The following is a 12,290-nucleotide window of genomic DNA, read 5'->3' as shown; positions in this document are numbered from 1 at the left end:
ATAATTCATTTGGTTTAATAAAATGGTAAGATGGATATTGTTCTCTTTTCAATATTAAGCATTTTTTTTTCACCAACTAACTTTTAATTTAAATATAACTAATTGAGGTCTAAACTTTAGATTTTCACATGAAAGTTACAACTCCAATAAATACAGTTTGTTAAAAATTAACACAAATTTAAGTTCGTTTAGTTCGGTAAACTATGAACTAACTGTAGTTTTGTAAAAAAAATTATGGATACTTCACAAAAAGACAGAGAAGAACTAATCGAGATGTTTGGAATTCATTTTGAGTTAATGTATAATTTACCACCACTGGGTTCCAGAATTCTTGGGTTACTGATAGTTGATGGTTGTAAAACCGGATTAACTTTTGAAACTATAGTTGAAAAACTAGGTGCTAGTAAAAGTTCCATATCTACAAACTTAAATCTGCTTTTAAAAATGGATAAAATAAATTATTACACTTTATCCGGTGACCGAAAAAAGTATTTTAAACCTTCCCCATTCAGTGAAAGATTAACTAACTACATCAAAATCCTTGATTTTGAAAAAAAAATAATAGACAAATTAATTCTATATCGAGAGAAAACTGTCTCTTGTGCAGAAGAACAATGTAATATGGAAAATGTCAAAGCCTATAAAGCCCATGTTTGTGAAGTCGAGGAACTTCTGATTAAAACTATTGAAAAATTCAAAGAAATAGAAATAAATAATAATTAAATCAATTTTAGTAAATATTCCGGTATGAAAAAGAGAACTTTTATAAGTGCAATTTTGTTATCAATAAGCTTGCTCTCCTGTAAAAAAGAAACCACTCCAACAGGTCCTCCTGTTATGCAATATAAGGTAGTCGAAATAGGAACATCAAATACCACTTTATTAGCAGAATATCCTGCGAGTTTAGAAGGAGTTACAGATATTGACATTCGTGCAAAAATAGACGGATATATTGAAAAAATATATGTGCAAGAAGGTCAAGAAGTTAAAAAAGGACAACTGCTTTTTAAATTAGAGACCCAAACTGCAACACAAGAAGCCGGAGCCGCAAAAGCAAAAGTTACTGCTGCTCAAGTGGAAGTCAATCGTTTAATCCCTTTGGTAGAACGCAACATAATCAGCGATGTACAATTAGAAACTGCTAAAGCAAATTTAGCGAGTGTTAAAAGCACTTATCAAAGTATCCTTGCAAGAATTAATTATGCTACTATAAAAAGTCCGGTTAACGGGATTGTAGGAACTTTGCCTTTAAGACTGGGTAGTTATGTGAGCAGTCAAACTGTAGAACCATTAACTCGTATTTCAGATGTGAGCATCATTTATGCTAATTTTTCAATAAATGAAAAAGAACAGTTGGATATCATGATAAATGCTGAAGGAAAGTCATTTCAAGAAAAAATAAACAAAATGGAAGCTGTAAATTTGGTTTTGAGCAATGGGATGCATTTTGAACAAAATGGTAAAATTGAGACCTTTAGCGGACAAGCCAATGCACAAACTGGTTCCTTTAATGTAAGAGCACGTTTTGCAAATGGAAATAAATTATTGCGCTCCGGAGGAAGTGGAACAATACAAATACCAACTGACTTAAAAGATGTTATTATTATCCCACAAAAGGCTTCATTAGAATTACAAGACAAGCGTATCGCTCTTGTTGTGGGTAAAGATAACAAAGTGAAAACGGTTCCAATTGAAGTGCGTGCAATTCCTGGCGGTAAATTTTTTGTAGTGGATAGCGGGTTAAATCTAAAAGATAAAATACTTATAGAAGGCGTTGGGATAGTAACTGAAGGTACACTTATTAAGCCTGAACTTGTTGATTTTAAAACTATAATCAATCCAACAAAAAAATAATTGACAAACTAACTATTGAATAAATAACAAAATATGTTTTCAAAATTCATTGACAGACCGGTATTGTCAACGGTGATCTCTATTATCATCGTAATTTTGGGGGTTTTAGGGTTAATCTCGCTTCCAGTTTCACAATATCCAGAAATAGCGCCACCTACGGTAACTGTATCAGCAAATTATCAAGGCGCCAGTGCCGAAGTTGTAATGAACTCGGTAGTAATTCCATTAGAAGAACAAATTAATGGTGTTGAAGACATGACTTATATGACTTCTACATCCAATAATGATGGTTCGGCAGCCATTAATATTTATTTTAAATTAGGTACGAATCCAGATTTAGCTGCTGTGAATGTACAAAATCGGGTATCACGTGCTGCGCCTTTATTACCTCAAGAAGTAACAAGAGCAGGTGTTACTACCTCAAAGAGACAAAGTGATAATATTTTGATTTTATCACTTTACAGTGAAAACCCTGATTATGATGACACTTTTCTTCAAAATTATGCTAACATCAATATTTTACCTAAAATAAAACGTGTAACGGGGGTTGGAGAAGCAATGATTTTTGGTCAAAAAGACTACTCGATGCGTATTTGGCTTAAGCCTGATGTGATGGGGGCTTATGGACTGGTTCCTGCGGATATTACCGCTTTATTGGCAGAGCAGAATATTGAAGCAGCCCCAGGACAATTAGGGGAAAGTAGCGACCAATCTTTTCAATATGCCCTGAAATATAAAGGGCGTTTACAAAATGCAAAAGAGTTTGAAGAAATTATTGTTCGTTCCACCGAAAACGGAGAAATACTCAAATTAGGTGATGTAGCAAAAATTGAATTAGGTGCTGTTAATTATGCTAGTAATACATTTACAAACGGAAATAAATCTATTGCAATTGCAATTGCTCAAACGGCAGGCTCTAATGCACAAGAAGTAATTGAAGGGTCCTTAAAAGTATTAGATCAAGCGGAAATAAATTTTCCTAAAGGGGTAAAATATGCTACATTAATTAATGCCAATGACTTTTTAGAAGAATCAATCACAAAAGTAATTCATACCTTAATTGAAGCCTTTTTATTGGTTTTTATTGTGGTTTTTATCTTCTTACAAGATTGGAGATCAACGCTTATACCTGCGATTTCCGTGCCTGTCGCTATTTTAGGAACTTTCTTTTTTCTAAGTTTACTTGGCTTTACCATTAACTTACTAACGCTTTTTGCCTTAGTACTGGCTGTGGGAATTGTGGTCGATGATGCTATTGTAGTGGTCGAAGCTGTCCATGCCAAAATGGAAGCTGGTGAACACGATCCCAAAAAAGCAGCTCATAGTGCCATGCAAGATATTAGTAGTGCAATTATTTCCATTACGCTTGTTATGTCGGCAGTATTTATTCCAGTTTCGTTTATTAGTGGATCGGCAGGAGTTTTTTACAAACAGTTTGGAATAACTTTAGCTGTTTCTATTGTTTTATCCGCTATTAACGCACTAACCCTTTCCCCTGCTTTATGTGCCATTTTCTTAAAAGAACACGATAAAAATGCCAAGAAAAAAGGTTTTGCAGAACGTTTTTATACTGCATTTAATGTTGGATTTGACATAACAACTGCTAAGTATAAAAGGTCAGTTGAATTTTTTATAAAACGCAAGTGGTTGGCTTTTTTGGGAATTGCAATTTTTGCAGGAATTTTTATCTTATTATTAAATATTACTCCAAAGGCTTTTGTTCCGGGTGAAGATACAGGAGCAATTCTTTCAGATGTTTCGCTCCCGCCAGGTACTTCATTAGAAAGAACTGAGGAGGTATTATTACAAATTGAAAACAAAGTAAAAGACATTCCAGAAATAAAAGAAGTGCTTCGTATTTCAGGTCGTAGTTTAATAAGTGGTACTGGTAGTAACTACGGAATGGTCATTGTAAAACTGAAAACCTGGGCAGAACGTAAAGATGCTAATCAGGAAATAACAGCTGTTGTAGCAGAATTATTTAAACGGACAGCCTCCGTTAAAGATGCAAAAGTACTGTATTTTGCGCGTCCTACACTTGTTGGTTTTGGTTTTACCAATGGTTTTGAATTTCAATTACAAGATCAAAAAGGAGGAAGTATTCAGGAATTAAACGAAGTCAATAATAAATTTTTGGAAGCTTTAAACAGTCGTCCCGAAATCAAATATGCAGCCACCTCTTTTTCGCCAAATTACCCGCAGTATCGAATTGATTTGAATGTTGCTGCTATAAAAAAATCAGGTTTAACGGTTACGGATGTTTTAGGAACTATGCAGGGATATTATGGTGGGGTTTACGCCTCTAATTTTAACAAATTTGGTAAACAATACCGAGTAGTTTACCAATCTGATCCAGAGTTTAGAAGTAATCCTGAATCATTAAATAAGGTATTGGTTAGAAATAATAATGGTCAGATGGCTCCTATTTCAGAATTTGTGAGTTTAGTAAAAGTATTTGGCCCTCAAGCAATAGAACGTTTCAATTTGTTTACTTCTGTAAAAATCACAGGGGCTCCAAATGAAGGTTTCAGTTCTGGAGATGCCATTAAAGCAGTAGAAGAAGTGGCTAGTCAAACCTTACCTATTGGATATAGTTATGAGTTTTCAGGAATGACTCGTGAAGAAATTAGTGCTGGCGGTCAAACCTTGTATATTTTCTTACTGTGTTTGGTCTTTGTCTATTTCTTATTAGCAGCTCAATATGAAAGTTATATGCTGCCTTTTGCTGTATTAATTTCATTACCAATTGGTTTAGCGGGAGCGTACCTATTTGCTTATTTATTTAATGTAAGTGATAATATTTATTTACAAATTACTTTAATTATGCTTATTGGATTGCTTGCTAAAAACGCCATTTTGATAGTTGAATTTTCTGTCGATTCTAGAAAAAAAGGGATGAGTATTACGCAAGCTGCTATTCATGGTGCTGTTGCTCGTTTACGTCCTATTTTAATGACATCATTTGCATTTATCTTCGGATTATTGCCTTTAATGTTGGCTAAAGGAGCTGGAGCTGTTGGAAACAATGCTATTGGAACCGGAGCAATTGGTGGTATGTTGATCGGGACCATTTTTGGAGTATTTGTTATACCGGTATTGTTTATCGTTTTCCAAACGCTACAGGAAAAAATTTCTACAAAACCACTTCCTGTAGAAAATCACGAATCAGATGTTGCACTTTTAAATGATAAAAATGAAGACTAAGTTAAATAGAATAGCTGTACTTGTTATAACCGCAACGGTACTGCAATCGTGTTTTGTTGCCAAAGAATACGAAAGACCAGAATTAAAAACGGAAAGTTTATACCGAAACGAAATCGTTTCAACCGATACCGTTTCTCTTGCAAATGTTGCGTGGGACAAGGTTTTTACTGATCCGATTTTACAGGAATATATTAAAAAGGGATTAAACAATAATCTTGATATCAAAATTGCTATGCAAAATATCGTGGCGGCACAAGCCACCATGAAACAAGGAAAAGCAGGCTACTTCCCTACTCTTTCTGTTGGTGCCGATTGGACACATCAAGAACTTTCCAGAAACAGTCAGTTGGGTGCCTTAATCAGTGGTGGTGGTGGGGCTACTAACGTGGACCAATATCAGTTTACAGGAAATTTATCCTGGGAAGCCGATATTTGGGGTAAAATAAGAAGCAACAAGCGCGCTACTAATGCTCTCTATCTTCAAACTACAGCAGCTAATCAAGCCGTAAAAACGCAACTGATCGCTAACATTGCAACAACATATTATCAATTACTTTCGGTAGATTCACAAATAAAATTAGCTGAGAAAACGTTGTTAAACAGAAACCAAAGTATCATAACTATTATTGCCTTAAAAGATGCGGGAAATGTAACAGAGGTGGGCGTTAAGCAAACTGAAGCTCAAAAATATGCAACCGAAATTATAATAGCTGACCTTAAAAATACTGTCATTATTCTTGAAAACACCTTGAGTATACTTATGGGTGAAGGTTCTGCTAAAATTGAGCGAAATACTTTTGAAATGCAAACTATGCAACCTTCAATTACACTTGGGGTTCCCGCAACCTTACTTAGAAATCGACCTGACGTGATTGCGGCGGAATATAATTTTATTTCAAATTTTGAGCAGACTAATATCGCTAAAAGTAATTTTTATCCAACATTAAAACTTACAGCAACCGGAGGTCTTCAAAGTATTGATTTGAAAGAATGGTTCAGTGCCAATTCACTTTTTGCAAACGTGATTACAGGGTTGACTCAACCTCTTTTTAATCAAAGGCAAATTAAAACAAGGTTTGAAATTGCCAAAGCCAATCAAGAAAAAGCCTATCTCCTGTTTGAGCAGTCGTTACTAACTGCAGGAAAAGAAGTTTCAGATGCCTTAGCACTATACAATAATGAAACGTATAAACTCACCGTTCGAACAAAACAAGTCGATGCTTTAAATAAAGCCACGGATTATTCAGATGAATTATTGACCTATGGTTTAGCTAATTATCTAGAAGTTCTGACCGTAAAAAACAATGCGTTAAATGCGGAATTAAGCTTGATAGACAACAAATTCCAACAATATAAAGCGATAATTCAATTGTACAGAGCCCTTGGTGGGGGCTGGCAATAATCAGATTGCTTGACTACTTATTATTGATTCCTGTTTCTTAAAACCACTGCTTATTTTACCGGCAGTGGTTTTGTCTTTTATACCATTTGTCTTTTTAAGAATTAATTTAATTTTTTATTTCAGTTGGATTGGAATCCAAATTTCCTCTTCGGAACTGAGTTCGTTATTCTGGTACTTTTCTCCTAATAATTCAAAATGCACTCTGTCATCCAAAACATATTCAGAGTTGGGCAACCAAGTTCTAAAAATATACTCAAAGGTTTTTGAAGCAGTCCTTACATCACCTTTGTGAATAAAAACCGCATACAATCCTCCATCCAAAATAATCGGTTCCATTGCCACTGGAATTTCATTAAAATCAGTTACTGCAACAGCGGCCCATTTTTCGAATTCAGTATTTGGATTAAAAGTATTAAAATACGATGCATCATATTTTTGTAAAGAATACAAATCGCTACCAATAGTATTTTGGATTTCCTTTCTTCTTGACATAAAATTTTTCCAAAGTTCCGCAGTTTTATTATTGGATAACGAAAGTGTAGTTCGTATACCAATCAATTTTGATTCTAATAGCGTTTCAATTCTTGGATGCATATAAAATTACTTTTTTAGATGAAATAAAAGATTAATCAGTCGCTAATATAGCGTATCCGTAATTATCGGACCAGCCAGATGACAACGGCAACAATTTTCGGGTGTGGGCTTCTCTTATCATGCCGTTTTTTTGTAAAACGCTAATAGAACCAATGTTTCCAACCGCACAACCCGCTTCAATCCGATGCAGATTCAGATCATCAAATCCAAAACGGATAATTTTTTTTAAAGATTCCGTAGCGTATCCTTTGTTCCAATGCTCTTTGTGAAATTTAAACCAAACTTCCGCATTTTTATATTTTACTTTTCCCAAATTAATTCCAATTAAACCTATAATTTGGTTTCCGGAATTTAATTCGACCGCAAAAGTAAAATGAGTTGTAAGTGCTTTATTATTTTCAAAAACCCATTTTTCTAAAAGGAGTTTTGTTTCTTCAATAGCTGCCGGAATTCCTAATGTATTGAATTCATCCGTTTCTTTCAAAGAATGTAATTTGTGAATATAATCCAAATCCAATAGTGCAATTGGTCTTAGTATTAACCGTTCCGTTTTGAGAACTAAAGTATTCATTTTTTGTTTTTAATAATTTTATCGATCTCAAAACGCTCATGATATTCTATTTGATTGTTTCTGTCATATCGAATAAAAGAACCATTTTTCTTGCTATTTTTAAAATTGCCTATTTGCCAAAGCTGTCCAGTTTCGCGATAAAAGAGCCACTCGCCTTCCATCACTCCATTAATAAAAGTACCTCTTGCTTTTACTTTTCCTTTTTTGAAAAAATAAGTCAATTGATCTCCAACTAATTCATGGGCAATTTGTCCGTTAACGTAGTATTTTTTGTCTAACATTTGAATTTAATTGTATTTCTTGTTCAGAATTAGTCATTGTTAGCAACACAAGCAGCATTTCTAGAATCGAAAGATATATACAAGCTTTACAATTGCAAAAATAAATTAGCGGTGTTGGTCAATTAAAATAACATTTCCATCTGGGTCAGTGATCATAAAGCCTGCTGGGCCAGACGTTTTCTCATCTACTTCAGGATCTATTTTTAGACCTTTGCTTTTTAGTTCTCGTTGAATTGCTCTAACGTCTTCAAAATCTGCTATATTTTTAGCATTTTCATCCCATCCAGGGTTAAAAGTCAAAATATTATTCTCAAACATTCCCTGAAAAAGTCCGATTAATGAATTATCATTTTTCATGATGAGATAATTTTTTTCTAAACCTCCAGCAAATACTGAAAATCCCAAATTCTCATAAAATTGTTTAGATACTTGAATGTCCTTTACATTAAGACTCACTGAAAATGCTCCTAATTTCATATTCTTCACTTTTTTAATGTTGTTTTTATCTTTATCCTGTTCCATCGCAATTTTGTTATCATTTTTATTTAAAACTAAAGTGTTAACGTAGAAACCTATCCCAAATGACCCCAAAAACCCTATAATTATTAATATATTTTTTTTCATGGTGTTTTATTTAAAAGGTAATAATTTAGTTAATTATGCATCAAATAAGAGTCTCTAATTGAATAGATTTACAATCCCTACACTTCATCATTTACAATAATTTTATAACGTTTGTGCTTTCCTTCACCTAATTGTTTGATCATTTTCATCCGTACTTCGTTTCAATTAGATTAATAAATAAAAGCTAGATGCTCGCACTCTTATTAAGTAATATTTTGAAAACAGAAACAATTTCAGTACAACAGAAAATGTTGAGGTATACTTACATTTAATTAGTTATAACAATATTAACAATGGAAAATAGTTTAATTATACAATATTTGACTGATATTATGTAACTCTTTCGGGGAACAAAACAGTAAACTTTGTTTCCTGACAATAAAGTCATTTTATAAAAACAAAAATAATGAAAATAAACAAATTTTTTCCAATCATTGCAATAGTATTAATGGCATTGCTGTCTAGTTGTGACCAAACAAATGACAATACTACTTCTTCCGGAACTTCAGCTTCTTTAACTGCTAAAATGTCCTCTAACATTGCTCCAACAGGTAAATCAGTTGATGCTTCAGAAAAAGTTAGCTCATTAAGTGCCGTTAATCTTGGAATTGCAGGAGATTTTACAATTCTTTCAAAAACTGGAATTACAGATGTTTATAAATCAACAATTACAGGAGATATTGGTTCTAGCCCAATTACTGGTGCCGCTATTTTAGTTAAATGCGATGAAGTTCTAGGAACAATCTATTCAACTGATGCTGCCGGACCACTGCCGTGTAGTATCACTAATGCTACACGATTAACTGTTGCTGTTGGAGATATGGAGACTGCTTATACGGATGCTGCTGGAAGACCAAACCCTGATTTTTTAAATTTAGGAGCGGGAAATATTGGAGGAAAAACACTTACTCCAGGTTTATATAAATGGTCAACGGCACTTAACATACCTACTGATATCACTATTTCAGGTAATGCAACAGATATTTTTATTTTTCAAGTTGCTGAAACCCTTAAAGTAAGCTCGGGTGTTAAAATTAATTTAGCGGGAGGTGTACAAGCCAAAAACATTTTCTGGGTAGTTTCAGACGCGGTTACATGCGGAACGAGTAGCCATTTTGAAGGAACAATATTAGGAATGACGGGTATTAATTTGCAAACCGGAGCAACAATCAACGGAAGAATGTTAGCACAAACTGCTGTAACATTACAAATGAATACAGTTACACAACCCAAATAATTAAACGAATAGATTTATGAGTAAGCTGTCCAAAAGTAATTTTGGACAGTTTTTGTATTTATAAAAAAGAATTGAAAACGTATAATATTTATGATCTGATGAAAACAAGGATACACACCTAAAAAATCCTATTTATTTTTGGATTATTCTATTTTCTCATTTTTATAAGGAACCAATAATTATTCATTCCAATTATTCTCGCAAACTCAAGAGAATCGTATCCGTGTCCTTTTACGTTCTATCAATACATCCCTAAAACGGGTACCGTAACTGATAAAAACACACAATGCAAAGCCTTATTCATAAAGAGATTACGGAGAACGAGGCACGCCTAAATGCAAACCAAAATAAAACAAAAGTGAATTGCGATTTTATGAAATGTAGCATAAATATGTTAAAAAATTATCATAATATTAGCAGGTAGCCGTTGCAAAAAAATGTAATTTGGCACTTTAATTTACTTCTTTAGAATACTTATTACTACAACTTATGGATAAAATAAAAATACTTTGGGTCGATGATGAAATCGACCTTTTGAAACCACATATCTTATTTCTGGAAAAGAAGAATTACGAGGTAACGACCTGTAATAATGGGTTAGATGCCATTGGAATTTTTGAGGAGAACAACTTTGATATTGTTTTTCTAGATGAAAATATGCCTGGGATGAGCGGATTGGAAACCTTATCAGAAATGAAGGAGAAGAAGTCTTCGGTTCCCATGATTATGATTACTAAAAGTGAGGAAGAATACATTATGGAGGAAGCCATAGGGTCTAAAATTGCCGATTATTTAATAAAACCCGTGAATCCAAACCAGATTTTGTTGAGTTTGAAGAAAAATCTGGATCATTCCCGATTGATTTCGCAAAAAACAACGCTGGATTATCAGAAAGAATTTAGAAAAATTACCATGGAAATGGCAATGGTGAACTCTTATGAAGATTGGATTGAATTATATAAGAAATTGATTTTTTGGGAACTGGAATTGGAAAATATTGACGATCAAAGCATGGTTGAAATTCTTGAATCCCAGAAAACAGAGGCTAATTCACAATTTGGAAAATTTATTGAGCGCAATTATGAGGATTGTTTTGCACCAAAAGCCGATAAGCCTGTACAATCGCATACTTTATTTAAAGAATTAGTACTTCCTGAACTCCAGAAAAAAGACAAACCTATTTTATTTGTAGTCATTGACAACTTGCGTTACGATCAATGGAAAACCTTTGAAAGCGTAGTGGGAAATTACTATAAACTGGAAAAAGAAGTACCCTACTACTCCATTCTACCTACGGCCACACAATATGCAAGAAATGCTATTTTCTCCGGCTTAACACCGCTGGAAATGGAAAAACAATTTCCTCAATATTGGAAAAATGACCCAGAAGAAGGAGGTAAAAACCTTTTTGAAGCTGAATTTTTGACCGCGCAATTAAAACGATTGGGTTTAAATATCAAGGAAGATTATTTCAAAATCACGAATCTTGCAGGCGGTAAAAAGTTAGTTGAAAATTTTAAATCATTAAAAAACAATGACTTAGTCACTGTGGTTTATAACTTTGTGGACATGCTTTCTCATGCTAAAACAGAAATGGATGTTGTTAAAGAACTTGCTTCTGATGATAAAGCGTATCGATCGCTGACGTTGAGTTGGTTTAGGAATTCTCCGCTGCTGGAAATCATTCAACAAGGTCAAAAAATGGGTTTCAAATTGATTTTGACTACTGATCACGGAACGATAAACGTAAAAAATCCATCAAAAGTAGTAGGTGATAAAAATACAAGTTTGAACTTACGATATAAAACAGGACGCAGTTTGACCTACGAACAAAAAGATGTATATGCAGTGAAAGAACCAAAAAATGTTGGATTACCTACCATAAATATGAGCAGTTCTTATATTTTTGCAAAAAATGATTTATTTTTGGCTTACGTCAATAACTACAATCATTATGTGAGTTATTATAAGAATACCTATCAACATGGTGGAATTTCATTGGAAGAAATGATTATTCCATTTTTAGTTTTTAACCCGAAATAAGAAGATATCCGTTACCCATTTTTAGGTTTAAGTACAACCTAAATTTTAAACTTTAAACAAATTTTACAGAATGAATATCATTTTTTCTATCGACCAGCTCGAGGAAGTGGCCGAAAAAATCATAGCATTAAATCCGAATAAAATTATTCTTTTTCATGGAGAAATGGGTGTTGGAAAAACGACTTTGATTAAACAATTATGTAAAACACTAGGTGTGAAAGGGGTTACAAGTAGCCCAACTTTTTCTTTAGTTAATGAATATGAAACTACTACTAATCAGTTAGTTTATCATTTTGATTTTTATAGATTAAATGCTGAAGTAGAAGCTTTAGACATGGGTGTGGATGATTATTTGTATTCCGGGAATTGGTGTTTTATAGAATGGGCAGAAAAGATTCAAAATTTGATTCCTGAAACCCATTCAGTACTAACTATTGTGCTGCTTCCTGACGGAAAACGCGCTTTAACCTTAAGTTAAAA

The 12,290-nt window shown here is 33.5% G+C and carries 11 protein-coding genes; 7 read left to right on the top strand and 4 right to left on the bottom strand.

Annotation, left to right across the window (positions count from 1 at the left end):
* Positions 1-234: 234 nt before the first annotated feature.
* Genes ACNQF9_RS07890 through ACNQF9_RS07875 form a run of 4 tightly spaced genes read left to right on the top strand, consistent with a single transcriptional unit; the run spans position 235 to position 6,460 of the window.
* Entirely contained in the window at positions 235-723 is a 489-nt protein-coding gene (locus tag ACNQF9_RS07890; RefSeq protein WP_417960076.1) for a GbsR/MarR family transcriptional regulator, read from the top strand.
* Positions 724-747: 24 nt separating this feature from the next.
* Positions 748-1,854 carry an efflux RND transporter periplasmic adaptor subunit gene (locus tag ACNQF9_RS07885; protein WP_417960077.1) on the top strand — a complete coding sequence of 369 codons (1,107 nt, stop codon included), beginning with the start codon at positions 748-750 and terminating at the stop codon, positions 1,852-1,854.
* A 33-nt stretch (positions 1,855-1,887) separates the two neighbouring features.
* Complete coding sequence (locus ACNQF9_RS07880) at positions 1,888-5,058, top strand: efflux RND transporter permease subunit (RefSeq protein ID WP_417989983.1); 3,171 nt, start codon at positions 1,888-1,890, stop codon at positions 5,056-5,058.
* On the top strand, positions 5,048-6,460 hold the full coding sequence (locus ACNQF9_RS07875) for an efflux transporter outer membrane subunit (protein ID WP_417960079.1): 1,413 nt from the start codon (positions 5,048-5,050) through the stop codon (positions 6,458-6,460). Before ACNQF9_RS07880 ends, ACNQF9_RS07875 begins: the two co-directional genes overlap by 11 nt.
* A gap of 114 nt (positions 6,461-6,574) precedes the next feature.
* On the opposite strand, the gene ACNQF9_RS07870 is transcribed toward ACNQF9_RS07875, so the two are convergent.
* The 4 genes from ACNQF9_RS07870 to ACNQF9_RS07855 all read right to left on the bottom strand — a co-directional run bounded on the left by ACNQF9_RS07870 (position 6,575) and on the right by ACNQF9_RS07855 (position 8,383).
* On the bottom strand, positions 6,575-7,054 hold the full coding sequence (locus ACNQF9_RS07870; RefSeq protein ID WP_417960080.1) for a GyrI-like domain-containing protein: 480 nt from the start codon (positions 7,052-7,054) through the stop codon (positions 6,575-6,577).
* Positions 7,055-7,085: 31 nt separating this feature from the next.
* Positions 7,086-7,625: a GNAT family N-acetyltransferase gene (locus ACNQF9_RS07865; protein WP_417989982.1), complete on the bottom strand. Its 540-nt coding sequence runs from the start codon at positions 7,623-7,625 to the stop codon at positions 7,086-7,088.
* Positions 7,622-7,906, bottom strand: a complete 285-nt coding sequence (locus ACNQF9_RS07860; protein WP_417989981.1) for a toxin-antitoxin system YwqK family antitoxin — start codon at positions 7,904-7,906, stop codon at positions 7,622-7,624. The genes ACNQF9_RS07865 and ACNQF9_RS07860 overlap by 4 nt, the downstream gene beginning before the upstream one ends.
* Positions 7,907-8,011: 105 nt before the next feature.
* Positions 8,012-8,383, bottom strand: a complete 372-nt coding sequence (locus tag ACNQF9_RS07855; RefSeq protein ID WP_417960416.1) for a VOC family protein — start codon at positions 8,381-8,383, stop codon at positions 8,012-8,014.
* A 553-nt stretch (positions 8,384-8,936) separates the two neighbouring features.
* Between ACNQF9_RS07855 and ACNQF9_RS07850 the strand changes: the two genes are divergently transcribed.
* The 3 genes from ACNQF9_RS07850 (at position 8,937) to tsaE (ending at position 12,288) form a co-directional block, all read left to right on the top strand.
* Positions 8,937-9,767, top strand: a complete 831-nt coding sequence (locus ACNQF9_RS07850; protein WP_417960083.1) for an ice-binding protein — start codon at positions 8,937-8,939, stop codon at positions 9,765-9,767.
* 489 nt (positions 9,768-10,256) lie between these two features.
* Positions 10,257-11,810 (top strand): T9SS response regulator signal transducer PorX, encoded by a 1,554-nt coding sequence (gene porX, locus ACNQF9_RS07845; RefSeq protein WP_417989980.1) that lies wholly within the window; start codon positions 10,257-10,259, stop codon positions 11,808-11,810.
* A 70-nt stretch (positions 11,811-11,880) separates the two neighbouring features.
* Positions 11,881-12,288: a tRNA (adenosine(37)-N6)-threonylcarbamoyltransferase complex ATPase subunit type 1 TsaE gene (gene tsaE, locus ACNQF9_RS07840; RefSeq protein ID WP_417960085.1), complete on the top strand. Its 408-nt coding sequence runs from the start codon at positions 11,881-11,883 to the stop codon at positions 12,286-12,288.
* Positions 12,289-12,290 lie beyond the last annotated feature (2 nt).

The organism is Flavobacterium amylolyticum (assembly GCF_048284335.1).
GTDB lineage: Bacteria > Bacteroidota > Bacteroidia > Flavobacteriales > Flavobacteriaceae > Flavobacterium.
This window is presented reverse-complemented; position numbering and strand designations above follow the sequence as displayed.

What these genes read in the sequence shown, in the direction of transcription:
- ACNQF9_RS07885 (WP_417960077.1), top strand. Translation starts at nt 748, where the DNA reads ATGAAAAAGAGAACTTTTATAAGTGCAATTTTGTTATCAATAAGCTTG.
- ACNQF9_RS07880 (WP_417989983.1), top strand. Translation starts at nt 1,888, where the DNA reads ATGTTTTCAAAATTCATTGACAGACCGGTATTGTCAACGGTGATCTCT.
- ACNQF9_RS07855 (WP_417960416.1), bottom strand. Translation starts at nt 8,383, where the DNA reads ATGAAATTAGGAGCATTTTCAGTGAGTCTTAATGTAAAGGACATTCAA.
- ACNQF9_RS07875 (WP_417960079.1), top strand. Translation starts at nt 5,048, where the DNA reads ATGAAGACTAAGTTAAATAGAATAGCTGTACTTGTTATAACCGCAACG.
- ACNQF9_RS07850 (WP_417960083.1), top strand. Translation starts at nt 8,937, where the DNA reads ATGAAAATAAACAAATTTTTTCCAATCATTGCAATAGTATTAATGGCA.
- ACNQF9_RS07870 (WP_417960080.1), bottom strand. Translation starts at nt 7,054, where the DNA reads ATGCATCCAAGAATTGAAACGCTATTAGAATCAAAATTGATTGGTATA.
- ACNQF9_RS07890 (WP_417960076.1), top strand. Translation starts at nt 235, where the DNA reads ATGGATACTTCACAAAAAGACAGAGAAGAACTAATCGAGATGTTTGGA.
- porX (WP_417989980.1), top strand. Translation starts at nt 10,257, where the DNA reads ATGGATAAAATAAAAATACTTTGGGTCGATGATGAAATCGACCTTTTG.
- ACNQF9_RS07865 (WP_417989982.1), bottom strand. Translation starts at nt 7,625, where the DNA reads ATGAATACTTTAGTTCTCAAAACGGAACGGTTAATACTAAGACCAATT.
- ACNQF9_RS07860 (WP_417989981.1), bottom strand. Translation starts at nt 7,906, where the DNA reads ATGTTAGACAAAAAATACTACGTTAACGGACAAATTGCCCATGAATTA.
- tsaE (WP_417960085.1), top strand. Translation starts at nt 11,881, where the DNA reads ATGAATATCATTTTTTCTATCGACCAGCTCGAGGAAGTGGCCGAAAAA.